General features: G+C 61.8%; 20 protein-coding genes. 5 read left to right on the top strand and 15 right to left on the bottom strand.

Annotation, left to right across the window (positions count from 1 at the left end; all coding sequences use genetic code 11):
* From EOS_RS24925 to EOS_RS24900, 6 genes are all read right to left on the bottom strand, one after another.
* The coding region (locus tag EOS_RS24925; protein WP_268760354.1) for a thiamine pyrophosphate-binding protein at window positions 1-582 on the bottom strand (582 nt) is incomplete at its 3' end.
* Window positions 582-1,439, bottom strand: coding sequence for an HpcH/HpaI aldolase family protein (locus tag EOS_RS24920; protein WP_047849389.1), 858 nt, complete (start codon window positions 1,437-1,439; stop codon window positions 582-584). The genes EOS_RS24920 and EOS_RS24925, both read right to left, overlap by 1 nt.
* 68 nt (window positions 1,440-1,507) lie before the next feature.
* Window positions 1,508-2,353 (bottom strand): amidohydrolase family protein, encoded by an 846-nt coding sequence (locus EOS_RS24915; protein WP_047849388.1) that lies wholly within the window; start codon window positions 2,351-2,353, stop codon window positions 1,508-1,510.
* On the bottom strand, window positions 2,350-3,405 hold the full coding sequence (locus EOS_RS24910) for an amidohydrolase family protein (RefSeq protein WP_047849387.1): 1,056 nt from the start codon (window positions 3,403-3,405) through the stop codon (window positions 2,350-2,352). The genes EOS_RS24915 and EOS_RS24910 overlap by 4 nt, the downstream gene beginning before the upstream one ends.
* Before the next feature lie 22 nt (window positions 3,406-3,427).
* Window positions 3,428-4,399: an ABC transporter substrate-binding protein gene (locus EOS_RS24905; RefSeq protein WP_047849386.1), complete on the bottom strand. Its 972-nt coding sequence runs from the start codon at window positions 4,397-4,399 to the stop codon at window positions 3,428-3,430.
* Window positions 4,400-4,637: 238 nt separating this feature from the next.
* Window positions 4,638-5,648 carry a LysR substrate-binding domain-containing protein gene (locus EOS_RS24900; RefSeq protein ID WP_082163509.1) on the bottom strand — a complete coding sequence of 337 codons (1,011 nt, stop codon included), beginning with the start codon at window positions 5,646-5,648 and terminating at the stop codon, window positions 4,638-4,640.
* A 410-nt stretch (window positions 5,649-6,058) separates the two neighbouring features.
* Here EOS_RS24900 and EOS_RS24895 point away from each other — a divergent pair, with 410 nt between their 5' ends.
* Window positions 6,059-7,075, top strand: coding sequence for an ABC transporter substrate-binding protein (locus EOS_RS24895; protein ID WP_047849385.1), 1,017 nt, complete (start codon window positions 6,059-6,061; stop codon window positions 7,073-7,075).
* A gap of 158 nt (window positions 7,076-7,233) precedes the next feature.
* Here EOS_RS24895 and EOS_RS24890 read toward each other — a convergent pair whose 3' ends face one another.
* The 9 genes from EOS_RS24890 to EOS_RS24850 form a co-directional block, all read right to left on the bottom strand.
* On the bottom strand, window positions 7,234-8,373 hold the full coding sequence (locus EOS_RS24890; protein ID WP_047849384.1) for a porin: 1,140 nt from the start codon (window positions 8,371-8,373) through the stop codon (window positions 7,234-7,236).
* Window positions 8,374-8,749: 376 nt separating this feature from the next.
* Entirely contained in the window at window positions 8,750-9,967 is a 1,218-nt protein-coding gene (locus EOS_RS24885; RefSeq protein ID WP_047849383.1) for an ABC transporter substrate-binding protein, read from the bottom strand.
* Between the two features lie 105 nt (window positions 9,968-10,072).
* Window positions 10,073-10,792: an ABC transporter ATP-binding protein gene (locus tag EOS_RS24880; protein WP_047849382.1), complete on the bottom strand. Its 720-nt coding sequence runs from the start codon at window positions 10,790-10,792 to the stop codon at window positions 10,073-10,075.
* Window positions 10,789-11,577 carry an ABC transporter ATP-binding protein gene (locus EOS_RS24875; protein WP_047849381.1) on the bottom strand — a complete coding sequence of 263 codons (789 nt, stop codon included), beginning with the start codon at window positions 11,575-11,577 and terminating at the stop codon, window positions 10,789-10,791. Before EOS_RS24875 ends, EOS_RS24880 begins: the two co-directional genes overlap by 4 nt.
* Window positions 11,574-13,496 carry an ABC transporter permease gene (locus EOS_RS24870; protein WP_047849380.1) on the bottom strand — a complete coding sequence of 641 codons (1,923 nt, stop codon included), beginning with the start codon at window positions 13,494-13,496 and terminating at the stop codon, window positions 11,574-11,576. Before EOS_RS24870 ends, EOS_RS24875 begins: the two co-directional genes overlap by 4 nt.
* Before the next feature lie 367 nt (window positions 13,497-13,863).
* The gene (locus EOS_RS24865; protein WP_047849379.1) at window positions 13,864-14,346 is read right to left on the bottom strand and encodes a MarR family winged helix-turn-helix transcriptional regulator; all 483 of its coding nucleotides are present in this window, start codon (window positions 14,344-14,346) and stop codon (window positions 13,864-13,866) included.
* A 56-nt stretch (window positions 14,347-14,402) separates the two neighbouring features.
* Window positions 14,403-17,156 (bottom strand): c-type cytochrome, encoded by a 2,754-nt coding sequence (locus tag EOS_RS24860; RefSeq protein WP_053064033.1) that lies wholly within the window; start codon window positions 17,154-17,156, stop codon window positions 14,403-14,405.
* Between the two features lie 10 nt (window positions 17,157-17,166).
* A complete protein-coding gene (locus tag EOS_RS24855; protein WP_047849378.1) occupies window positions 17,167-17,673 on the bottom strand; it encodes a (2Fe-2S)-binding protein in 507 nt (168 codons plus the stop codon).
* 71 nt (window positions 17,674-17,744) lie between these two features.
* Complete coding sequence (locus tag EOS_RS24850) at window positions 17,745-18,905, bottom strand: FAD-dependent monooxygenase (RefSeq protein WP_047849377.1); 1,161 nt, start codon at window positions 18,903-18,905, stop codon at window positions 17,745-17,747.
* Window positions 18,906-19,218: 313 nt separating this feature from the next.
* Here EOS_RS24850 and EOS_RS24845 point away from each other — a divergent pair, with 313 nt between their 5' ends.
* The 4 genes from EOS_RS24845 (at window position 19,219) to EOS_RS24830 (ending at window position 24,188) form a co-directional block, all read left to right on the top strand.
* Window positions 19,219-20,046 (top strand): alpha/beta fold hydrolase, encoded by an 828-nt coding sequence (locus tag EOS_RS24845; RefSeq protein WP_047849376.1) that lies wholly within the window; start codon window positions 19,219-19,221, stop codon window positions 20,044-20,046.
* 49 nt (window positions 20,047-20,095) lie between these two features.
* Window positions 20,096-21,130: a M29 family metallopeptidase gene (locus EOS_RS24840; RefSeq protein ID WP_047849375.1), complete on the top strand. Its 1,035-nt coding sequence runs from the start codon at window positions 20,096-20,098 to the stop codon at window positions 21,128-21,130.
* Window positions 21,131-21,155: 25 nt separating this feature from the next.
* Window positions 21,156-21,800: an N-carbamoylsarcosine amidohydrolase gene (locus tag EOS_RS24835; RefSeq protein WP_047849374.1), complete on the top strand. Its 645-nt coding sequence runs from the start codon at window positions 21,156-21,158 to the stop codon at window positions 21,798-21,800.
* A gap of 114 nt (window positions 21,801-21,914) precedes the next feature.
* Window positions 21,915-24,188, top strand: a complete 2,274-nt coding sequence (locus EOS_RS24830) for a xanthine dehydrogenase family protein molybdopterin-binding subunit (protein WP_047849373.1) — start codon at window positions 21,915-21,917, stop codon at window positions 24,186-24,188.
* The last annotated feature ends 35 nt before the right edge of the window (window positions 24,189-24,223 follow it).

Below are 24,223 nucleotides of genomic sequence, written 5' to 3'. Positions count from 1 at the left end.
GCGGGCGACGTGCTCGATGCGCGCGGCGCTCGGGGTCTTGCGCGTGGTCGCAATGGGTGGCGGCAGCACCGGGGCACCGGTGACCTTCTGCCAGGAGGTATCGCCGGACAGAATCAGCGTGGCGATCTGGCCCGGATGCTCGCTGGCCCTGGCTACAGCCTGGGCGGCGTCCCAGGCGATGGCGTTCGACGATTCGGCGCGGCGCACCCAGTGGCTCAGCGGCCGCGCCAGCCCCTCGATGTCCGAGGTCAGCGGCGGGTCATACTTGAGGTGCGACACCGAATGCTCGCCGACGACGTTGACCATGCCCGACGAAGCGCGCTTTGCGTTGTGGATGTTCGCGAGACCATTGGCCAGGCCCGGCCCCAGGTGCAGCAGCGTCGAGGCCGGCTTGTCCTTCATCCGGTACCATCCGTCGGCGGCGCCTGTGGCCACGCCCTCGAACAGGCACAGCACGCTGCGCATTTTCGGGTTGTCACCTAGCGCCGCAAGGAAATGCATCTCGGAAGTGCCCGGGTTGGCAAAACAGATGTCCACGCCCTGGTCGACCAGGGTCGCGACGAGACTTTCCGCGCCGTTCATCAGTAACCCGCCATTTCGCGAGCGAGACCGACCACGCCATAGGTCCGCTGCGGCGCCGACAGAAGAAGGCGGTAGCCCTCGTCGATCAGGCGGCGATGATTCTTGGCCGTGACGTGCGGATTGCCGACGACAACCTTGTGCTTGTGGCAGGTCTCGACAATCTGGCGCATCGCATCGACGACCTCGGGGTGCTCATACTGGCGCGGGAAGCCCAACTCCTGACTGAGGTCGCCCTCGCCGATCAGGATGAAGCCGATGCCGGGTACGTTGGCGAGGATGTCATCGAGATTCTCAATAGCCAGCGTGCTTTCGCACATCAGCCCGGCGAGGATCTCGCCCTGCGGCGCCAGCGGCCAAACGTCAGCCTTTTCGTAGTACTCCTGCATCGAAAGCCCCCAGTAGCGCGCCGCATTGGCCGGGCCGTCGCCGCGCACGCCCTTGGGCTCGTACAGCGGCGCGTTCTTCGGCCGCGCATAACGGCAGGACGCGACAGCGTTGTAGGCCTGCTCGACGGTCGCCACATGCGGCCAGATCACGCCGTAAGCGCCGCGGTCCAGCACCTGCTTGGCAAAGCTCTGGTTCATCTCGACGCCGTTAGCCGGGATACGCGCCAGCGGCGTCACCTTGGCCGCCACCGATGCGGACTCGGCGATCTGCTTGCGGCTGAGCATGTACTGCAGAGCGTCGCCGAGCGCGCTCACGTCATACGGGTTGTGCTCCATCTCGAAGACGATGCCGTCATAGGGCGAATCGCTCATCTCGATGGCGGTCTGCTTATCGAGCTTGGCGAAGGCGGTATGCGCGGCCTTGCCCGATTCGAAGGCGCGAATGATGCTATTGAGGCGGATGGTCGACATAGGAATCTCTCTTTCTCGTTGCGGCGCCGCTTCAGCCGGCGGCACACGCGGTTGGCAAAATTCGAACCTCAGCTCAAGGCCGGGTACAGCTTCTGCGCAGTCTTGCCGAAGATCCAGGCGCGATCTTCCTCGCCGAGGCAGGCCAGCCCTTTCTCAGCCGTCGCCAGGATCTCCTTGAGTGCGCCGGGCGAGGTCGGGAAGTTCGAGCCCCAAGCCATGCGCTGCGCGCCAAACAACTCGACGACGCGCGGGAAGAAGGTCTCGGCACTGGCCCTCTCCTTCTTCACGTCGCCGAAAATGCGTGGCGTGAGTTTGAGGTAGACGTTGGGCAGGTCCGCCAGAGCGAACAAGCTGGCGGCGTTGGCATAGGGTGGGCCGTCGAGCACGTCAGGGCGGCCGAGGTGGTCGAGGATGATGTTCACGGCCGGGAACTTCCCGGCCAGCATACGCACCTGCGGCAGGCCAATCGGCCCGGTCTGTATGCACATGGGCAACTTCAGTTCGGCCAGCATCTCCCAAGCCTTAAAGGACTTGGGGTTGTCGAGCTCACCAGGGTCAAAGTCCTTGGTCGAGCCGCCGGTGAAGATGCGCAAGCCGGCGAGGCCCTTGCCGACCCAGCCCTTGATCACTGCCGGCACGTCGTCGGCCAGCATATCCACGGAACCGACGGCGATGAGCCGGTCCTTGTATTGGTCGCAGCCGTCCACGACATAGCTATTGTCGAAGCCGTAGGTCGTCGATGAATGCACGACGGCGGCCTTGGCGACGCCAGCCTCATCCATGGCCATGATCAGCGCCTCGACCGTGTTGGGCCGCTCCTGCGACCAGTCCGAGCGCTTGCCGAACAGCGGCGCGGGCGGGTAGCGCTTCTCGTCGTCCGAGATGATATGGGGATGAATATCGATGATGTTCATGGTGTCCGTCCAGCTATCGGCTTACTTACAGGCCCCGGGGCCTTGAGGTGCTTGTCCAGGCGCGGATAGACGCGGCGCGCATTGCCCTCGAAGATGGCATGCCGCTCGGCCTCGCTCAGCGCCGCACAGGCGTCGATGTAGCGCTTGGTATCGTCGAAGTACTCGCCGGTGTCCGGATCGCGGCCGCGCACGGCGCCGACCATTTCGGAGCCGAACAGCACGTTGCTCGCCGGCACAACCTTGGTCAGCAGTTCCACGCCCGGGTGGTGGTAGACGCAGGTGTCGAAGAAGATGTTGTTCAAGAGGCCTTCGAGCGGGCGCTTGGCGATCTCCAGCGACATGCCCCGGTAGCGGCCCCAGTGGTAAGGCACCGCGCCGCCGCCGTGCGGGATGATCAAGCGCAGCGTGGGGAAGTCCTTGAACAGATCGCCCTGCAGCAACTGCATGAAGACGGACGTGTCGGCGTTCAGGTAATGCGCGCCAGTGCCGTGATGGCACGGGTTGCACGAGGCCGCTACATGGATCATGGCCGGCACGTCCAGATCGACCAGCGCCTCGTAGAGCGGGTACCACTCGCGGTCGGTCATCGGCTTGCCGGTCCAGTAGCCGCCGCTCGGGTCGGGATTCAGGTTGCAGCCGACGAAGCCCATCTCCTCGACGCAGCGGCGCAGTTCAGCAACGCAGTTTCCGGGCGGCGCCAGCGGCGACTGCGGCAGCTGGCAGACGGGTACAAAATTGTCAGGGTAGATGTCGCAGACGCGGCGCACGAGATTATTCGAAACCTCCGCCCACTCAAGGCTCGTGCGCTCGTTGCCGAGGTGGTGGCTCATCAGGCCGGCGATTGGCGAGAACAGCGTGAGGTCGCCGCCGCGCTCCTTCTGCAGGCGAAGCTGGCCGTTGCCGACGCCCTCGCGGATCTCATCATCGGTGACCTGCGCACCCGAGATCGACGGCGCATTGGCCGGGTCGTTGGCAAACTCGATCTGCTTGGCGCGCCAGTCGCGGAAAGAAGCAGGGACGGTCGTGAAGTGGCCGTGGCAATCGATGATCATATTTCTTTCTTCCATGCGGGATTCAGACGCGGGGATCGACAAACAGCTCGCTCATGGACATGCGCCGCGGCGTCAAGCCTTGCTTGAAGGCGGTGGCTTCGAGCGCCTCGATAGTCTTGCGGTTCTCCTCAATGCCGTAGGGCAGCGGGTCGTGGCCGACGATCTTGCGCAACTCGAGATACTTCGTATTTTTCTTGTCGGTGAGCTCACCCGCATCGAGACGGGCCAGCCACTCCTTCTTGGCGCGATCGAAAGCGTCGTAAATAGACTTGGCCACCCAGGGATGCTCGGCGAGCACCGAATCCTTGACGACGATAGTGCCGTGCATCGGGTACACACCAGTGCGGGCGTAGTACTCGGCCTCCAGTTCGGCCGCATTCGGGAAGAGATCGGGATAGTCGGCTTCGACTTCCTTCCAACCACCCGTCGGCGCGCCGGTGCGGCCAATGCCGGCGTTGGCGCCAAAGCCCGCCGCCAGTTCGCCCTTCTCCATCATCTCTGCCAGCGAGCTGCCAGCGGGAGCATGGATTACGTTCGGCGGCAGCTTGAGCTGCGTGACATGCTCCTCGTCATCCACCACCCAGGTCACCTTCGACGAATCGAGGCCGAATTCGTCCATCAGGACCTGACGCGTCCATGCGCCAGTCGTGACCGAATAGGCGCGCACCCCTACCTTCTTGCCCTCAAGATCCTTGGGGGTCCTGATCCCCGCGTCTGGGCGTACCAACAGCCCGGCATGGTGGAAGCGCCGTACGACAAAGATGGGAAGCGCGACGAAAGGCGCGCCATATGCGCGGGCAATGATGTAGGTCGTCGGCGCCAGTTCGCACACGTCGAACTCGACGTCGCGAACCATGCGGCGAAAGGCGCCGATCTGCGGATGAACTGTGATGAACTCGGCGTCAACGCCTTCGATAGGGATGGAGCCGTCACGGATCGCAGAGGTGTGCGGATGCTCGGCAATTGCGATCTTGAGGTGCACTTTTTCGGTCAACTTAGTCTCCTTTGAACTAGACAAACTGATCAACCTGCTTCTGTTCACCACTTCAATGTCGAGTGCGACAAGTTGCGCGGCTGTTCAGGTGATTTCGTTGACTACATGATCTTTCCGCCATCGCTTTCCGTCTATTGAAATAAGCAGCGGATGCCTTAACCAATTGGTAAAACCATTGATGAGCCAGCGGGAGCGCCGGACCGCGTCATCGGCACTCAGTGCTGCGCCACGCCGCCCCTCACTGCGCGTCCGGGGTTTGATGGACCCGGTTCGCTTTGGCCGGGGAGGACACCACGCGTGACGTGGTGCCGTGGCCCTTCAGCAGACGTTGAGCCGCCTCTTCCAGGCACGAAACCATGAGTTGCGCGCTGGGCGTCAGGCCGCGGTTGCGATTCCACAGCACGCCGGCTGGGCGGAGCAGTCGAGGCAGGCTTAACGGAAGCGTATGAAGGGGCTGCGCGGTGTCGTTGGCGGACGTGTCGGCCATTACGGCAATGCAATCCGAGACTTGCAGGTGTGCACGCACGACGTGAATCGAGAGCGTTTCGATGTAGTTGTTGGTCAGCGGCACGTCGTGCGCTTCGAGTGCCCGCTCCAGGGGATCGCGCAGGATCGAACCGGGCGGCGGCAAGATCCACGGATAGGGGTGCAGGTCCGACCATGCCAGGGTTTTCCTGCGCGCCAACGGATGATGACGGCCTGTTACCAGCGTCACCGGTTCCTCGAGAAGCTCCTTCTCCTCGAAGCTGCCGAGCGTATCTGGCGGTGGTGGCAGCCGGCCCACCACCAGGTCGAGGCGACCTTGCCAGAGTTCAGGCAGCAGCGTGGCCGTCGTGCCCTCGATCACCACCACGTTGGTACCCGGCGACCGTTGCTTCAGCAAGCTCAGCGCCTGCGGCAGCAGCACGGAGGCCGAAGCAGGCAACATGCCGATGTGAACCTTGCCCTCCGTCCCCGAACTCAGGGCCTTCAACTCGTCGCGGGCCTGGTGCAGGATCGTCAACATCGCTCGCGCGTGACGAATGAGGCAATCACCATACGGCGTCGGGACCAGGCCTTGTGCAGTGCGCGAAAACAACGTGAGTCCGAGTCCCCGTTCGAGTTCGGCCAGTGACTTCGACACGGCCGGCACGGTCACATGGGTGACCTCGGCCACCTGGCTCAAATTACGGTACGTGTCGATCGTCACAAGCAGGCGCAAGTGCCGCGCCTTCAGGTTGATCTGAAGGTACCAGTCAAGCGCTGACACGTCGTGTGCCTCCCCGGGGTTTTACCAATTCGTTAAGTCTAAGGCAATTTTACTCAATCGACCGGAGGGCAACGCGCAGGCAAACTCTGGATGCGCGCGTCGAGCGATGCGCCGAAACATGCGCCAGTGCGGTTTCGCACCTGACAGTTTCGAGCCTTGCACGCACGCAATTGGCACTTGCCTCGCTCAGCATCTGGAAACCGCCTCAGCGGGCCGCTCCCGCCGCAACGCGTAAACCCTGGCAAGGGCGCCATCGCCGCTCGGCTGCACGCAATCCCACCGTCATTTAGCACTCCGGCGCGCAACTACCTCTTGATCAGCCGCGCGGGGCCACTCGCTGCGAGGGCTTTCACACAGGACTTTTGCATTCACTACAACTTGCCGGTTCGACCGGCGTACGGAGACAGCCGATGACCCACACCTTCGACCGCCGCCGCTTCCTGCGCAGCGCCGGGCTTCTCGGGCTGAGTGTTGCTGCGGGCGGACTCGCCGCGCCGTATCTCGCGCGAGCCGCCGCCGCCCAGATTCGGATCGTCAGCAACCCGGGGCTGGAGAACGCCACGCTGAACGCGCTCATGGACGAGCAGGGCTATTTCAAGCAATTCGGCGTTGATGCGGTGATTGTCCAGGTGCCCGGTGCCACTGGCCCCTTCGATGCCATCTCCGCCGGAGCCGCGGATGTCTGCATGGTATCGGGTTACAACATGGTGTTATCGCGAATTGCGCAAGGCGCCGACGTCAAGATCGTCGGCGCCGGTATGAAAAAGTGCGCGCTGACGGTCTTTGCAAGGCCCGATGGGATGAAGACGCTCGCCGATCTGAAGGGCAAGACGGTCGCGGTCGGCCCGAGTCTAGGTTTGCTCCATACCCTGATGCTGCAGCTCATGAGAGAAAAAGGCATCGACGCTTCGCAGGTGACTTTCGTCGACAAGGGAAGCAACGATCAGTGCCATGAGGCGGTCGTAAAGGGCGAGGCCGACGCCTGCTGCTCAAGCATCTCGCATCTGAACGACAAGGACGGGCTTGTAGTAATCAGCGAGGCCAACATGTGGCAGGCCTTACCAAAATGCATCTTCCAGACCGCCTATGCCTCCGATTCCGCGATCAGGGGCAAGCATGAGGGGATGGTCGCGGTGATGGCCGCATATGGCGCACTCTACGACTACCTGATGTCGCCCGCAGCGCACGACGCATTCTTCGAAGCACGTAGGCGGGCCCAGAAGAAATTCGACAAGGCTTCGGCTCAGGCAACCTGGGATTTCAATCAGGTGCAGCGGCCCTATTCCAGGGACCTGTCGCTCACCGGTGGTGACATCGGCTATCTGCAAGATATGTTCATTGGTCTCGGTAGCCTGAAGCAGAAACAACCCTTCGCCGCGGTGGCCGACATGTCGGCGGCGAAAGCCGCGGCGAAGCTGACCATCTGAGCGCTCGCCCGGGTAAGCCCGGACTTCCCTGCCAAAGCCGTGTCGAGGCGATATCCAACACTGAGAAGAGCCTCGGCCATGTAAATCACCCCAAGGCTTGGTGTCCAACGTTTGGGGTGCAAGTTCACCGGAGCCGTGCACGAACGCTCGCGCGGGAATCAGAATGTATGCCTGATACCGGCAATGATGGAGATCTGCGATCCGCCGGCAGTGGGGGTCGGGACGGGCGTAATGGTGGTCGCTGAAAGAGCGAGTTTGCCGTAGTTGTGAATGTGCTCACCCGTCAGGTAGAGAAATGTGCGCTTGGACAGCAGGTATTCGCCGCGCAATACGACAATCAGCGCCTTGTTGGGCGAATGGTCGTATTTAAGCTGCGCCAGCATGCTGTCGAAATAGATGAACGGGGTCACGGGCACTGTGCTTGTCAGCCAGAACAGGTTGCTCTTCGGTGTCGAGATGCCTTCGTCATCGCGCCTGATCCAACCCACGCCGACCTTGGCTTTGCTTATCTTGAAGTAGCCGCCCAAGGTGAACCGGCTGTCAGTGAGCTTCGGTGAGGTGAGACCGCCAAATGTTGCGGAGGTGCCGCCATAATTGCGCTCGTAGGAGCTGGCCACGCCCCAGGTGTGTCCCTCGTATTTGACCATTGCAGAATATTCCCGGCATTGGTTCGAGGGTGACGTGTCGCCTGGGCAATTCGACGCGGCGGCGCTATTTCCATTGACAGCATCGCGGCCGAAACTATAGTTCACTCCCGTTTCGAAATCGCCAAGGAAATAGCGGTAGCTGATGGAATTATCAGCCCGAGCATTAGCAATTCCGTTATCGAGCGTGGTGAGACCTTGCGCGCCCGTACCGAATGGATTAATGAACGAGGTGGCAAAAAACCGCATGGTGTATTGGCGGCCGAACGTCAGACGACCGAATGTTCCATCGAGACCAACGTAGGATTGCCGCCCAAACAGACGCCCGCCTTGCCTCGAGGTTCCGTTGTTTGGCATAAAGCCGCCTTGCAAGTCAAATATGGCCTTCGTGCCCCCGCCAAGATCCTCGCTACCGCGAATTCCGAAATAGGAGGTTGCAGTCCCGTCCCCCGTGCGAAAAACATTGGTGGTAGCGGTTTTACCCTTGGCTACGTTGTTGACGTACTCCACCCCTTGATCGATCAAGCCATATATAGTGACCATGCTAGGACCTGCGGCCTTACTGGGGGCCGCGCCCTCGTCTTCATCCTGCGCCCACGCTGGTGCAATGCATATCAACGCGGCGCAGGCACAAACTGCGGTCTTGTAATTCATGATCGTCGCTGTCTCCTGTAGTGTGTCCACGATTTGCCCTGGTAGCGAGCTCGAGACAGTCGCCGTCCCGGTGTGAACCACGTTTTTCGTTTGTTTGTAACGCACTGAAATTTTGACAGCACGTCGGCGCCGGTCTATTGAATAAAACTGCGTTTGGCTTGAGCGAATGGTTAAGGTTCGCTCGGCGCACGGGTATCTGGATCTGACTGGTCCAAGGATGAGCCTCTATCTTGTGTGGCCGCACCTTCGCCGACGACCGCCGCCAGGCGGCGAGGACCCACGATGCCAGAAACTTTCGAAATAAAGTCCCTCGTCGGACACCCCAATAAAAAAACGGCCCGCTAATGCGGGCCGTTGTCATTTTTAGCGCGACAGCTTAATCCACTGCCCGCAGCTTCGCCACTTCCGCGTCGGAAGGCTGGACGCTCGCGCCATCGATGTATCGATAGTTCGTCATGATGCCCTTGCCGTCCTTCAGCGCGGTCGTGCCGACATAGGCGCCCATCGTCGACTGATTGTCTTGCGCGCGATACGTGATCGGACCAAAAGGCGTGTCGACGGACAGGCCCTTGAAGGCCGCGGCAAGCTTGTCCGGATCGGTCGACTTGGCCTTCTTCAGACCATCCGCAATCGACATCAACGCGGAATACCCCACCACCGATCCAACGCGCGGATAGTCGTGATACTTCGTCTCGTAGGCCGCGACAAATTTACGGTTAGCGGGTGTATCGATCGAGTACCACGGATACCCCGTCACGATCCAGCCAACCGGCGCCTCGGCTCCCAGCGGATCGAGGTATTCCGGTTCGCCCGTCAGCAACGACACCACTGAACGATCCTTGAACAAGCCACGCGTGTTGCCCTCACGCACGAACTTGCCAAGATCGGCGCCGAACTCGACGTTGAAGATTGCATCGGGCTTCGCATCGGCAAGCGCTTGCGTAACCGCGCCGGCGTCGAGCTTACCGAGCGGCGCAGCCTGGTCGGCAACGAACTCGACATCAGGCTGGGCCGCCTTCAGCAAACGCTTGAACGTAGCCACGGCGGACTGACCGTATTCATAGTTCGGATACACCACCGCCCAGCGCTTCTTGTTCAGCTTGGCGGCTTCGGGCACGAGCATCGCGACCTGCATATACGTCGACGGACGCAGACGGTACGTGTATTTGTTGCCATCCTGCCAGACGATCTTGTCGGTCAGCGGTTCGGCGGCAAGGAAGAAAACCTTGCGCTGCTTCGCGTAATCGGCAAGCGCCAGACCGGTGTTCGACAGGAAACCGCCGAACAACATCGAAACCTGTTCGCCGGTCATCAGCTCCTGCGCCACGCGAACCGTATCGCCCGGGTTCCCGTTGTCGTCGCGCGAGACCACTTCGAGCTTCTTGCCATTGATACCGCCCGCCGCGTTGACTTCGTCGAGCGCCATGTTCCAGCCGTTCTTATACGGGCCAAGGAACGCCGGCTGCGCTTTATAACTGTTGATTTCGCCTATCTTGATGGTCTGTGCAGAAGCGCCCATCGACACCAAGGCGGCGGCCAGGGGCGCAACCATGAAGACGGTTAAGCGCAGCAACGATCCAACACGCGTGGTCATAGTTTTTCTCTCCGGATAAAGCGGCTAGGTTGAATGCTAATTGGCATGGCTAAGGTTGATGGAAGGATACCCCTGGTCGATCTTCCCTGACTGAACAGAACGCGCTTAAACACTCAGGTAAGCGCGCCTCACGGCTTCGTCGCGGGAGAGTTCGTCTATGGTGCCGCTAAAACGAATCTGTCCTTTTTCGAGCACATAGGCGCGGTCACTGACGAGCTCGGCGAAATGCATGTTCTGCTCGGACAGCAGGATCGACAGCCCTTCGCGCTTTAACTCGAGAATCATGTTCGCCATCTGCTCAACAATGATCGGCGCCACACCCTCCGACGGTTCATCGAGCAGGACGAGCGTAGGGTTCCCCATCAGCGTACGCGACACCGTCAGCATCTGCTGCTCACCGCCGCTCATCTGACTGCCTGGGCGATTCGGCATCTCGCCAAGGTTCGGGAACAAGCGGAACAGTTTTTCAGGTGTCCACCGGGGCGCGTTCTCACGCGGCGGCTGGCGGCCGGTATCGAGATTTTCCATCACCGACAGATCGCCGAACACGCGCCGGTCCTCCGGCACGAATCCCATGCCAAGTCGCGCGATACGGTACGGCGGCAGCTTGGCGATATCGTGCCCGCAGAAATTGATCGCTCCGTGCCGCGACGGCAGCATGCCCATCAGCGCTTTCATCGTGGTCGATTTACCCGCGCCGTTGCGGCCCATCAACGCGACGACTTCGCCACGCCCTACTTCGAGTTCAACGTCGTAGAGGATCTGCGCTCGACCGTAGAACGCGTTCAGGCCGGAGACTTTCAGCATTGTGTTGTCGAGCCTCATGGGGCCACTCCATCGGCAGCAAGCGATGCACGCGGCGTGAAGGATTTGCCCGTGCCGAAATACACTTCGCGCACGCGTGGATCGTTGCGAACCGTTTCCGCATCGCCCTCGCCTATCAGCTTGCCGCGCGCGAGCACGATCAGCTTGTCGGCATACGCGAACACCACGTCCATGCTGTGCTCGGTGAACAGCACGCCAAGCTTGTGGTCGACCACCAGTTGTTTTGTCAGCGCCATCAGGTCGTTGCGTTCCTTGGGCGCCATGCCCGCCGTCGGTTCGTCCATCAGCAGCAGTTTCGGTTTGTTGGCCAGTGCAATGGCCAGTTCGACGCGCTTCACATCGCCATAAGCCAGCACGCCGCAAGCACGCTTGGCATGCGCTGCCATGCCGACCTGTTCGAGCAGCGCGATCGCTTCATCGGCGTGAATGGACGATGCCGGTTTCCACAAGTTGAATAGCTGACGGTCCCGCGAAACGAGCGCCATCTGCACGTTTTCAATCACCGTCATCGAGTTGAAAGTCGCGGCAATCTGGAAGGTGCGGCCGACGCCAAGACGCCAGATATCGCGCGGACGTTTGCCGGCGATCTCGTGGCCATCGAAAAGAATCGAGCCGGAGCTTGGTTTCAACTGTCCGTTGAGCATGTTAAAGCAGGTCGACTTGCCGGCGCCGTTCGGGCCAATCAGCGCCAGCAACTGGCCCGCGTTCAGGTCGAAGGACACGTCGTCGACTGCCTTGACGCCGCCGAACGACTTCGCAAGATGGGATACGCGCAGAAGAGTCACAGGGCCTCCTTCGCAGGTTGTGAGGCCACGCCTGTATCCGCGGTTTTATGCGACCCGAACTTGTCCTGCACGAACCCTACAATCCCCTGCGGGAACGCAATCACCAGCAGCAGGATTGCCGCACCCAGCAGTGCTTCCCAGTAGTCGGTCTGACGTGCAACCGTATCTTGCAGCCATGTGAACACCGCAGCGCCGACTATCGGCCCGGTGAGCGTCTGCAAGCCGCCGAGCAGCACCATCACGAGACCATCGACCGAGCGCCCTACGCTGATCGCTTCAGGCGATATCGACCCCTTCGAGAACGCATACAGCGATCCGGCAAGGCCGCAGAACAATGACGCGATGATGAAAGCGACCCACTGGACGCGCTTCACATCGATACCGATTGCCTCGGCACGCAGCGTCGAATCCCGCGAGGCACGCATGGCATAACCGAGCGGCGAGAACAACATTCGCCGCAAAAGCCAGACGCCCAAAACCGCGAACAGCAAGGTCACGTAGTAATACGCGACGGTCGAACTAAGCCAGGTCGATGGCCACAAGTTGAGAATACCGTTACTGCCGCCGGTCACGGCGTCCCACTGGAACACGATCGACCAGACGATCTGCGCGAAGGCCAGCGTCAGCATCGCGAGATAGACGCCCGACAAACGCACGCAGAACCATCCGAACACGAGCGCGCCCACGCCCGCAAGCAAGGGGCCAAGTACGAGCGCCGCTTCCATCGGCAGGTTCAGGACCTTCAGGAACAGCGCTGCGCCATAGGCGCCCAAGCCGAAATACGCGGCGTGACCAAACGAATGCATGCCGCCCGGACCCATGATGAAATGCAGGCTCGTTGCAAACAAAACCGCAATCAGGATTTCAACGAGCAGCACAGGCATATACGGGAACACGCCTGACAGCAGCGGTGCGAGCACAAGCACGGCGAGAACAACGCCCGCGAATATCTTCAGCCGTGTATCGGCGGGACGCAGCGGCGTTTCTGCGGCCGCCATCGTGCGAACGGCAGCCTGGGCACGGCCAAGCAATCCCCAGGGCCGCACGACGAGCACGATCGCCATCACCACGAACTCGGCCACCAGCGTGAACTTGCTCAGCGAAAACACCACGCCGCCAATGGTTACGTCGCCTATGCCGATGCACAGCGCCTTGATCTCCGCGATCAGCAACGCCGCCACGAACGCACCCGGAATCGAGCCCATGCCACCAACCACCACTACGACAAACGCATTGCCAATGGTGTCTATATCCAGCGACAGATTCGCCGACATGCGCGGCACCTGCAGCGCGCCGCCGAGACCCGCGAGGAACGCGCCGATAAAAAACACGCCCGTGAATAGCCACGCCTGGTTGATGCCAAGCGCGCCGAGCATTTCGCGATCGCCGGTCGCCGCGCGCACCAGCGTCCCCCAGCGCGTTTTTGTCAGACCGAACCAGAGCACGGCAAGCACGATGGGACCGATCACGATCAATGCAATGTCATAGGTGGGCAGCGCATGACCGAGCAGATTGACTGCGCCGCCGAGAAGGGGTGCACGCGGCCCGAACAGATCTTCCGGGCCCCAGATGTACAGCGCGGCATCGCGAAAAATCAGCACCAGCGCGAAGGTTGCCAGCAAGTGGAATAACTCAGGTGCCTGATAGATCCGCCTGAGCACGATCATTTCGACCAGTGCACCAAGCACGGCGACGACGAGCGCTGCTGCAAGCATCGAAAGCCAGAAGCCCGCGACGGTCGAACCGAACCGGCTGGCGATGCTGTAGGCCACATACACGCCAAGCATATAGAACGAGCCGTGCGCGAAGTTGACGATCCGCGTCACGCCGAAGATCAACGACAAGCCGGACGCGACAAGAAACATCGCGCACGCGTCCGCTAGTCCGTTGATAAGTTGCACAGCCAGATTCGAAAGCATCGATGCCTCTATAGCTCGGGTTTCATCAAGGTGTTCGCGCCGACAAGGTTTCTGTCCGCCGCGCCGTCTCTGTCTACCGAGACAAAATGTACACACTCTAATTCTAGTCTTCTATGCAATGACCATGCCCACTTTACAGATAGAGACTTGTACTAGGTATCATGGTGTTTAACCCTTGTTTTATCCGGCCTTTCTGCTTACTCAAAGCTAACGACCGTGCAATAACACTTGCTCGACTGCACCTTATAAAATCAGCGTACACACCATAATCGCTTTTCCGGTGCGATGGTCCCGCTATTGGTGCAACGCAATCAGGTGCGTCAGACGGAGTGGCTAATTAACAAGAGGCGCATCGCGCGAGCCGCGCTTACTCAGGCTCGGTCGCACTTAGCTTACGCAGCAAATACAGCACGGCCACGCGCTCCGCTTCATTCAGCTCACCCATGGTCAACTCGCTGATGCGCAAAGCGGTTGGCGTCACTTGTTCGACCAGGCTTTCGCCCGCTTGCGTCAGTTGAACCGTCACCTTTCTGCGATCGTCGGGATTCGTCTGCAACTCAATCAACTCGCGCGCTCGCAAGCGTTCAATGATGCCGCGCACCGTCGCCGCATCTATCGCGGTCGCTTTGCCCAGGTCGCTCATGGAAGACGGCCCGAGCCGCCGGCTGGCGCTCAAGACCGCAAACTGCACGGCGGTCAGTTGAGGATCCGCGATGGTCTGGCTGAAGATGGCGAGATGGCGCTGATAAGCCTTGCGAAGAAGATGCCCGATCTGCTCCGACACCTCATAGCGGGACACGGCGTCCTGTGCAGCTTGCGATGAATCGGAAGGAAGCTTCGACGGCGCCATGATAGTTCGAATGTTGGTGTTGGTGGAATGGGAACGGGCGTCGCCCGGAGTAGCCGCTAATGCGCGTGTTTTCGAATTCGCGCCGATGCTTGCTCAAGGTCTTTCCACGGCGCTTCGTTCGGTGCGAAGTTCGAGCGGATATAAGACACAAGGTCGGCAATCTGACGGTCGTCGAACGAATCCTTGAAGCCCGGCATGTAGCCGAGCGCATCGGTGGCTGGGGCGTCGATACCGTTCTGAATCACCTTCAGCAGATTATCCGGTGTGGCTTCGCTCACGCTCGTGTTTAGCGCGAGCAGCGGACGTACCCCGAAGTTGCCGACACCGCCGGTCGCGGCATGACATACCGCGCATGCGCCTTCGAAAATCCGACGGCCGCTGTCGAGTCCTTGCAGCGTCACTGCGTCATGTTCATGCACCGGCAGCGGCTCGGCCGGCTTGACCAACCCAGGCTGCGGTGACAGCGACGCCACGTAGTGCGCCATCGCGCGCACATCCTCTTGCGGCAGCGTCGACAAGCTTGCGACGACAGGCGCCATAGGACCGGCCGCGACGCCATGCTCATGCGAGAAACCGGTCTTGAGATAGTCGAAGAGCGCCTGTTCGGTCCACTTCACCGGCGCTTTCGAATTGGCGACGAGCGACGGCGCCACCCACCCCTCCGCACTCCCGCCAGTCAGGTACAAGCGCCCACCCTTCTCCGCCCCGAGTGCATTGCGCGGCGAATGACAGGCGCTGCAATGCCCTACGCCATCTACGAGATACGCGCCGCGATTCCACAACGCCGAGCGCGTCGGGTCCGGCTTGAACTCGCCCTGCTTCAGATACAGCGCGTTCCATCCCGCGACCAGCCCGCGCTGATTCAGCGGAAACGGCAGGCGCGTGGCCGGCGGCGTATTCTCGACCGCCGGTTGCGACATCAGATACGCGTACAGCGCGGTCATGTCGGCATCGCTCATCTTCGTGAACGCGGTGTACGGGAACGCGGGATAGAGATGATGGCCGTCGCGCGAGATGCCTTGGCGCATGGCCCGATCGAATGCAGCGAACGACCAGTTGCCGATGCCGGTCTTCGGATCAGGTGTGAGATTGGTCGTGTAGACCATGCCGAAAGGCGTTTCAAGGCCGAGGCCGCCGGCATTGATCATGCCGCCGGGAGCGGTATGGCAAACCGCGCAATCGCCGAACTCGGCGATCTGGCGGCCGCGTGCGATGGTGGCGTCGGACCACGTCGATGCAGCCGGCCGGGCGATCGGTTCAATCGGGGCACGCATGGGCCACAGCGAGCACGCCAGCCCGATCAGGCTAAGTGTGCCGCCGGCGGCGAGCGCGGTCCAGAGAGAACGTTTGGTGCGCCTTGGCGCGCCCGCAGCCGACCCCTTCGTCCCTTCAAGCGCCGCAAGCACGCGCTCCGGCGTGAACGGCGGCGCTCGAAAACGCACGCCGGTCGCATCGTAAAGCGCATTGGCGATAGCCGCAGCGGCCGGAGAGACGTCGATTTCCAAACGCTCCGTGGCCGCGCCTTGCGTAGCAACTTCGCTACTCGCGGCCGCCGTGGGCGCAAGCTCATGAGACACCGCCTGGGCGTCCTGCGTCTCGTCGTGCGAGGGCCGCGCGGTGAGTGGCAAGCCCAGGGCACGCGAAGCCGCAGCAGCGATCTGCCGGGCCGACACTCCACTGATGCGCCCAATCCTGCGCCGTCCGCTTGCTCGCCCCGCTACCACGCGCTTGAGCTCAACGTCGCCGGTCAGGCGGTTCACATCGAGATCGACGATCCACGCCGAATAGTCGGGCGTCGGGTTATCGCCGGATGCTGTGTCGTGTTTGTCGAACGCAAACCCGCGGCCATGGGTGACGTCTCCGTTAGCGCGGCGCGTCTTGCGAGTCTGCTCATGCGAGTCCCACGCTGCCCGCTCCGCCACCGTGCCGATCAACTCCCTCGCGCCGGCGTACTCCACCGGGTCGAGATGATCGAGACGAAACGAAACCGGATCGCGATGGTTCCCGCGCGCAATTTCGTCGACGAAAGATTCGCGCGCGAAGGTATGCGCCGCGCCGGGAATCAACGCGGCGGCATCGTCGACCAGCGACGTCGAATGGGATGACGAATAGGGGCTCGGATCTTGCGTGACTGCTTCACCGGCCGTAAAGCCGGGCGTTCGCGCGACATAGCGCCAGTCGAGCAGCGCGCCTTCATCGTCCAACGATGCAGCGACGGAAACCGTAGCTTCCCTAACCGGTGATACCGCCATATAACCGTCAACGCACACAGCACGGCCGGTCGCCGCCATCAACGCGACCGCGGCGAGCGCGGCGCGTGGGGCGATCAACGGATCGGTGGGGTCATCGAGTGAATGCAGCGTGAAACGATCGGCCGGGAGGCCCGTCATGCTCACAAGCTTCGCCAGCAGATCGGCGGTCACAGGAGCACCGCTCCATACCGCGATGCTGCCGTTGTCATCACGCGCAATGGCCTCGCACGGCAAGAACCTTTCCGTCGGAATAGGCCAGACGTATTGCGCTTCCTGCTGCAAACCGGAGGGGTGCACGGGTAACGCAAGCGTATCGCCGGATGACTCCACGCGGGCCGACAGCATCAGCCGGCAAGCAGCATCGCGTGCAAGCTCGAAGCGCTCTGCAACGAATGCAGCCACGTTCCCCGCGACCACCCAGCGCACGCCCGCCTCGACCTCAAGCGCATGCCCGCGCGCGAGCAACGCAGCGCCGGAATCTCCCAGAACGCATGCGTGAAGCATCGACTCGGGCATCAGCACGGGTCCGTCGGAACTTCCTTCGCGCATGGCGTCCATTGAATCAGCGTTATTGTTCGCGTTTCAGATAGTCGGCAGCGCGATGCACTGCCTTCATGATTTCAATGTGCGTGCCGCAACGGCACAGGTTGAAGCGCAGCGCGTCGCGGATATTGTCGTCATCAGGCGCAGGGTTGCGATCGAGCAGCGCTTTCGTGCTCATGATCATGCCGTTGAGACAGTAGCCGCATTGCGCCGCTTGTTCGTCGATAAAAGCCCGCTGGATAGGATGCAGCGCGTCCAGCGTTCCAAGCCCCTCCAGCGTGAGCGTTTCCCGTCCTACCGCCGCCGCAACCGGCACGACACAGGAACGTGCGGGACCACCATCCAGCAACACCGTGCAGGCCCCGCACTGGCCCAGGCCACAACCGTATTTCGGCCCGTTCAGCTCGAAGTCGTTGCGTAACACATAGAGCAAGGGGGTGTCGCGGGTCACGCCCGTGATCGTGCGTGTACAGCCGTTGACGGTCAGCGTCAACGGTTCGGAAGCCTGTGCTGCGGATGCGGACACGCTCATTTTTCAGTCATCGAATCAAGACCGCACGGGGCAACCATCCAGGCACCGCCGCGCGCGATCGGGTCGAAATATCAAGCCGCCGTTGCCGAAGCCTGCTTCGCCAACGGCGACTTCAACGGCTCGTTGAATACGTCGTAAGCGAACACCCACGCCGGATCTTCGTTGGTGCGCAGCCACGTGTTGTTGTGCGAGACCAGTTGCACCTTCGAAGCACGCTCAGCGCGGTTCGCCTCGTACAGCGCGAACGCGTTGGCGTAATCGGTCGCGCCGACCTCGTCCAGGCAACGCGTAAGCATGGCTGCATCTTCAATCGCCATGGCCGCGCCCTGCGCCATGTGCGGTTTCATCGGATGACAGGCGTCGCCGAGCAGGACCAGGCGGCCACGGCTCCACAACGGCAGCGGATCGCGCTCCAGCAACGGCCACTTCGTGACTTCGGGCGTGGCGTCGATCAGCTTCTGCACCGACGGATGATAGCCCGCGAACGCCTCGCACATTTCGTCGCGGCTGCTCGGCGCAACCGACTGCCCGGCCGGCCACTCAGCCTGCGGAACGCCGGTCACGTAGTAGATTTCATCGCGCTTGGAGGTCACGTAATACACCATCATGTGGCGGTCTTCCGACCACCACTTTACACACAGATCGAAAGGATCGGTGCCGAGCAGCGACGCGGGAAACACCGCGCGATGCGCAACATAACCCGTGTAACGCGGCGGTTCCGCACCCAGCAGATGGTCGCGGATCTTCGAGTTCACGCCGTCCGCGCCAATCACGATATCCGCGGTCTCGACGCTGCCGTCGGCAAACGTCAGGCGCACTTCGTTGTCGACCTCTTCAATCCCGCTCAGGCACTTGTTGAACTCGATCGTGCCGGGCGCGACGGCCTCGGTCATCAGCGCATGGAAGTCGCCGCGATGCACAGTCAGGTACGACGCGCCGTATTCTTTCAAAGCGAAATCCCCGAACGGAATCTGCGCGATGGCTTCGCCCGTTTTCCAGTCGCGGCTGTACCAGTAGTCCGGGTGCGAGCCCATGACATTCAGCGCGTCTTCGCAGTCCATACGGCGCATGATCTTCATCACGTTGGGACCAAGGTGAATCCCCGCGCCGAGACGCGAAAACGCGGGAGCCTGCTCGTACAGACGAACCGAATAACCGGCGCGCTGCATCAGCGCCGCCGCTGCCGTTCCTCCAAGGCCCGCGCCAACGATCGCGATACGGGGTTTGCTCATGATGACCTCTCCATGTCTGGCGCTCGCCGAAAGTCGTTCAGCCGAGCCTGTTAAATGAACCTATATCGAGTGTACACATTGAATTTTTTTGAGTAAAGAAAATTTGCATTGAGTCGAATGAGGTGCGATTAATCCCTTTATATGTGCATTTTATAAGGGTTTTCACCAATCTAAAGCACACTTGCACCATTAAAAAATGTTTTCGGAATCTTGTTAAATTCAAACGTGTACACTAGACTTGATCGAATCAATCTGCCGCATCGTTTGCCACAAAGCTTTACTGATAGCTTTCGACTCATCAACGGACTCCGCGATGAACTCAACTTTTCTCTACGGCGCGAACGTCAACGCCAACGGCATCCGCCAGCATTACCTGCGCTACGGCGGCACGGATGGCGTGCGCGCCGGCCGTCCCGCCGTGATCCTGATTCCGGGCATCACCAGCCCGGCGGTCACGTGGGGTTTTGTCGGCGAGACGCTCGGCCGCCAGTTCGATACCTACGTGCTCGACGTCCGCGGCCGCGGTTTATCGGAAGCGTCGGCCACGCTCGACTACAGCCTCGACGCCCAAGCCGCCGATGTCATCGCGCTCGCGAAAGCGCTCGGCCTCGAACACTATGCGCTCGTCGGCCATTCGATGGGTGCGCGAATCGCGATCCGTTCTGCACGCAGCGCGCCGAAGGGCCTGACGCGCACGGTGCTAGTCGACCCGCCGGTGTCCGGTCCGGGCCGCCGCGCGTATCCTGCGAAGCTGCCGTGGTACGTCGATTCGATCCGCTTGGCTTTGAAAGGTATTGACGCCGACGGCATGCGAGCTTTCTGTCCGACCTGGACCGAAGACCAGTTGCGTTTGCGCGCGCAATGGCTGCATACCTGCGATGAACGCGGCATGCTCACATCGTTCGAAGGGTTCCATACCGACGACATCCACGCCGACCTGCCTCTGCTTCGCGTGCCTTCGCTGCTCATCACGGCCGCTCGCGGCGACGTGGTGCTGGACGAAGACGTGCAGGAAATGCAGACCCTGGCACCCGGCATGCTGCATACCCGCGTGCCCGATGCCGGCCACATGATTCCGTGGGACAACGAAGCCGGCTTCTATGAAGCATTCGGCGATTTCCTCGGTGCAAAGCTCGTCTAAAGCCAAGCACGACCCAAGACGAGCCGACACTCACTCTTCAGGAGTCAACATGCCAATCAGCGATTACGAAATGATCGCCGCATGGAAGCAGGTACTGACGTTGTCGAAGCTGCAGGCCGGCCAGACCGTCACCATCCTCACCAGCGCGTCCACGCATCCGCAAACACTTTCAAGCGCTTTGATCGCCACGCAGTCGATGGGTGCGATCGTCAACCGGCTCGACCTGTTGCCGGTGAACGGCGAAAAGGCTCTGAGCCGCGACTCGCTCGCGTATCTCGGCACCACGCCGCTGACCGGCAATCAGGCCGCCATTGCTGCGTTGAAAGCGAGCGATCTCGTGCTCGACCTGATGACCCTGTTGTTCTCACCCGAGCAGCACGAGATCCTCGCGACCGGCACGAAGATCCTGCTGGCCGTCGAACCACCCGAAGTGCTCGCGCGGCTCGTGCCGACCGAAGCCGATCGCACCCGCGTGCGGGCTGCGGCTGCGCGGATCGTGGCGTCGCGGGAGATGCGCGTGACATCGAAGGCAGGCACGGAACTCGTATGTCCGCTGGGAGAGTTTCCCGCTATCTCCGAGTACGGTTTCGTCGATGAACCCGGTCGCTGGGATCACTGGCCGAGCGGCTTCGTGCTGACGTTCCCGAACGAGGGGCAAGCAAGCGGTCAGATCATGATCGACCGCGGCGACATCTTGCTGCCGCAGAAAAAGTACGTGAATGACCCGATCACGCTGACGGTAGAGAATGGTTATGCAACACGCATCGATGGCGGTGTCGACGCGGCCTTGCTGAGCGACTACATGGCCTCGTTCAACGATCCCGAAGGTTATGCGATCTCGCATATCGGCTGGGGGCTGCAACCTCGCGCGCGCTGGTCGACGCTCGGCCTGTATGACCGCGAGGCGACTATCGGCATGGATGCCCGCGCGTTCGAAGGCAACTTCCTGTTCTCGCTTGGGCCCAACAACGAAGCGGGCGGCAAGCGCACGACTACGTGTCATATCGACATCCCGCTACGTCATTGCGACGTGATGCTCGATGGCGAAGCCGTGGTCCGCGATGGCGTGGTGATGGACCGATAGCTATTGACCCCTTGGAGCAATCTGAATGAGCGACATCCAGAGCCACGCCGAATCGGGCGTGTACAAGCAGCAGGGATTCGGCACGCCGTTACCGGTGCAAGGCAATATCGGCTTGCTGATTGTCGACTTCGTTGTCGGCTTCGCGGACCCCAAGACCTTCGGCGGCGGCAACATTGCACCGGCTATTGAACGCACGGTGCATCTGCTCGCCGCCGCGCGCCGGCATGGCTGGCCGGTTGCACATAGTCGCATTGTGTATGCAGCCGATGGCAGCGACGACAACGTATTTTCGCTGAAAGTGCCGGGCATGGCGACACTCACCGAAGACCATCCGAACAGCGCGATCGTGCCGGAGCTGACACCTGCACGCGGTGAGCTCGTTGTGCGCAAGACCGTGCCTTCGGCGTTCTTCGGCACGCAACTCGCGCCGTGGTTATCGCAGCGTGCCGTGCAGACGTTGATTGTGGCGGGTGCCGTCACGAGCGGATGCGTGCGTGCAAGCGTAGTCGATTCGATGTCGCACGGCTTTCGTCCACTGGTTGTTTCGGATTGCGTCGGCGACCGGGCGATCGGACCGCACGATGCAAATCTCTTCGACATGCAACAGAAATACGCCGCTGTCATGACGCTCGACGAAGCGCTTTCGACGATCGAAAAACGCCAGGCCTGATCACCTTCGGCATCTGCATGCTGGCGGGCTGCCTCTTGGTATTGGCGATGCCGAAGCGTATCGTCAATGGTTGAAGCGGTTTAGTCGAACAAAGCGGCATTTTCAGGAATCGTCATGCCTACCGCAGCAGCGCTCACCCGAAATGAACTGCTCGCGCGCAACGGCTGCCTGACCATCTTCAGGCAACCGCTCGCGCCGGTAAAGCCCGCGCCCGGTCAACCGGGCAGCGGGTCTTCTTACGTTCAGGACACGCCGGAGATTTTCGTCGCGGTGCTGGACGATGGCCGCATCCTCGCGTTCAACGGCCACGTCGATCTCGGCACCGGCATCCGCACCTCGCTCGCGCAGATCGTGGCTGAGGAACTCGACGTACCGGCCGCGCGCGTCCAGATGATCCTCGGCGACTCGGCCGACGTGCCCAACCAGGGGCCGACCATCGCGAGCGCGACCATCCAGATTTCGGCCGTGCCGCTCAGGTTCGCCGCGGCGCAAGCGCGGCTTGCATTGATCGGGCTCGCTGCAGAGCGCTGGGGGTTGGAAGCCTCTCGCCTCACGACCGACGACGGCTGCGTCATTGCCCCCGACAACACCCGACTCACCTTCGGCAGCCTGCTTAAAGAGCGGCGTCTCTCGCTTCCCATCGACCATTCCGTTGCAGTGAAGGACCCGTCGACCTACCGGATCGTCGGCCGGGCGACACCGCGCGTCGATCTGCCCGCCAAAGCCACCGGCACGCTGACCTTCGTTCACGACATGCGCGTGCCCGGCATGCTGCACGGCCGTGTCGTGCGGCCGCCGTATGCCGGGCATGATTGCGGCGCGTTCGTCGGCAAAACACTGATCGACGTGGACCGGTCATCGGTCGAGAGGCTACCGGGCGTGCGCGGCGTGGTCGTCATCGGCGACTTCGTTGGCGTGGTGGCCGAGCGTGAGGAACAGGCAATCCGCGCGGCGCGTGCGCTACGCGTCCGGTGGCGCCCCCTGCCGCCGCTGCCGTCCCTCGATAACCCCGCCGAAGCTATTTCTAACGCTCCGGCTCGGCGTCGCCTTCTGCTGGAGGAAGGCGACGTCGAGAGCGTGCAGGGACAGGTGGGCACGACCACGCTGACACGCAGCTATGTCTGGCCGTATCAGATGCACGGATCGATCGGGCCGTCCTGCGCCCTCGCGGACTATCGGGACGGGCGCATTACGGTATGGTCCGGCACGCAGAACCCGCAGACCTTGCGCTACGACTTGTCGCGCCTGATCGAGCGCGCTGAAGCGGATATCGATGTGGTCCGCATGGAAGCCTCCGGATGCTACGGCCGCAATTGCGCCGACGATGTCGCCGGCGACGCGCTCCTGCTCTCGCGTGCAATGAGGCAGCCGGTGCGGGTCCAGCTATCGCGCGCCGACGAACATCAATGGGAGCCCAAGGGCACCGCGCAGGTCGTCGATGTGACCGGCACCGTGTCCAGCAGCGGCGACACGCTGGGTTATACGTTCGCTTCCCGCTATCCATCGAACGACGCGCCCATGCTTGCCCTTCTGCTCACCGGCACGACGCCGGCCGAGCCGCGCGTCTTCGAAATGGGCGACCGGACCGCCGTCACGCCCTACACATTCGCGAATCGCCGCTTCGTCTGCCACGACCTCGCGCCGCTGGTCCGGGCGTCGTGGTTCAGAGGCGTGTCGGCGCTGCCGAACTCGTTCGCTCATGACGTATTCATCGATGAACTCGCGTTCGAGACCGGCGCCGATCCGCTCGCATTCCGGCTGCGGCATCTCAAGGACGAGCGGGCGGTGGAGTTGCTAAAGGCGGTAGCGGAACGCGCAGGCTGGCAAGCCCGCGCTGCTGGCAGCCGCACAGCTCGCGATACCGGCGAACGGGTGCTTCAAGGGCGCGGCGTTGCGTACGCACGATATGTGCATAGCCGCTTCCCTGGTTTCGGCGCAGCATGGTCGGCGTGGATCGTCGATCTTGACGTCGATAAAGTCAGTGGAGAAATCCGCATCAGGCGAGTGACGGTCGGCCAGGACACCGGCACCGTGATCAATCCTGACGGCGTGCGCCATCAGATCCACGGCAATGCCATCCAGACCCTGAGCCGCACGTTGAAAGAGCGTGTGCGCTTTACTGACGGTCTGGTGGCAAGCAGGGAATGGGGCAGCTATCCGATCCTGACGTTCCCCGAATTGCCTCCCGTCGACGTGGTGCTGGTGGACCGGCAAGGAGAACCGCCGCTTGGCTCCGGCGAGTCCGCGTCGCTTCCCGGTGCGGCCGCCATCGCCAATGCGTTATTCGATGCAACCGGTGTGCGATTCCGCTCACCGCCATTCACGCCGGACGCGGTCAGGGCCACGCTACAGGCCGTTGCGACGTTGACGCCCGCCGAGCACCGATGACCGCGTAGCAGCGTCGCCATCGGCCTATACGCGCT

It is taken from the genome of Caballeronia mineralivorans PML1(12), assembly GCF_001028175.1.
GTDB lineage: Bacteria > Pseudomonadota > Gammaproteobacteria > Burkholderiales > Burkholderiaceae > Caballeronia > Caballeronia mineralivorans.
This window is presented reverse-complemented; position numbering and strand designations above follow the sequence as displayed.

What these genes read in the sequence shown, in the direction of transcription:
- EOS_RS24870 (WP_047849380.1), bottom strand. Translation starts at nt 13,496, where the DNA reads ATGCTTTCGAATCTGGCTGTGCAACTTATCAACGGACTAGCGGACGCG.
- EOS_RS24835 (WP_047849374.1), top strand. Translation starts at nt 21,156, where the DNA reads ATGAGCGACATCCAGAGCCACGCCGAATCGGGCGTGTACAAGCAGCAG.
- EOS_RS24830 (WP_047849373.1), top strand. Translation starts at nt 21,915, where the DNA reads ATGCCTACCGCAGCAGCGCTCACCCGAAATGAACTGCTCGCGCGCAAC.
- EOS_RS24895 (WP_047849385.1), top strand. Translation starts at nt 6,059, where the DNA reads ATGACCCACACCTTCGACCGCCGCCGCTTCCTGCGCAGCGCCGGGCTT.
- EOS_RS24880 (WP_047849382.1), bottom strand. Translation starts at nt 10,792, where the DNA reads ATGAGGCTCGACAACACAATGCTGAAAGTCTCCGGCCTGAACGCGTTC.
- EOS_RS24840 (WP_047849375.1), top strand. Translation starts at nt 20,096, where the DNA reads ATGCCAATCAGCGATTACGAAATGATCGCCGCATGGAAGCAGGTACTG.
- EOS_RS24850 (WP_047849377.1), bottom strand. Translation starts at nt 18,905, where the DNA reads ATGAGCAAACCCCGTATCGCGATCGTTGGCGCGGGCCTTGGAGGAACG.
- EOS_RS24915 (WP_047849388.1), bottom strand. Translation starts at nt 2,353, where the DNA reads ATGAACATCATCGATATTCATCCCCATATCATCTCGGACGACGAGAAG.
- EOS_RS24910 (WP_047849387.1), bottom strand. Translation starts at nt 3,405, where the DNA reads ATGATCATCGATTGCCACGGCCACTTCACGACCGTCCCTGCTTCTTTC.
- EOS_RS24920 (WP_047849389.1), bottom strand. Translation starts at nt 1,439, where the DNA reads ATGTCGACCATCCGCCTCAATAGCATCATTCGCGCCTTCGAATCGGGC.
- EOS_RS24845 (WP_047849376.1), top strand. Translation starts at nt 19,219, where the DNA reads ATGAACTCAACTTTTCTCTACGGCGCGAACGTCAACGCCAACGGCATC.
- EOS_RS24865 (WP_047849379.1), bottom strand. Translation starts at nt 14,346, where the DNA reads ATGGCGCCGTCGAAGCTTCCTTCCGATTCATCGCAAGCTGCACAGGAC.
- EOS_RS24885 (WP_047849383.1), bottom strand. Translation starts at nt 9,967, where the DNA reads ATGACCACGCGTGTTGGATCGTTGCTGCGCTTAACCGTCTTCATGGTT.
- EOS_RS24890 (WP_047849384.1), bottom strand. Translation starts at nt 8,373, where the DNA reads ATGAATTACAAGACCGCAGTTTGTGCCTGCGCCGCGTTGATATGCATT.
- EOS_RS24860 (WP_053064033.1), bottom strand. Translation starts at nt 17,156, where the DNA reads ATGGACGCCATGCGCGAAGGAAGTTCCGACGGACCCGTGCTGATGCCC.
- EOS_RS24855 (WP_047849378.1), bottom strand. Translation starts at nt 17,673, where the DNA reads ATGAGCGTGTCCGCATCCGCAGCACAGGCTTCCGAACCGTTGACGCTG.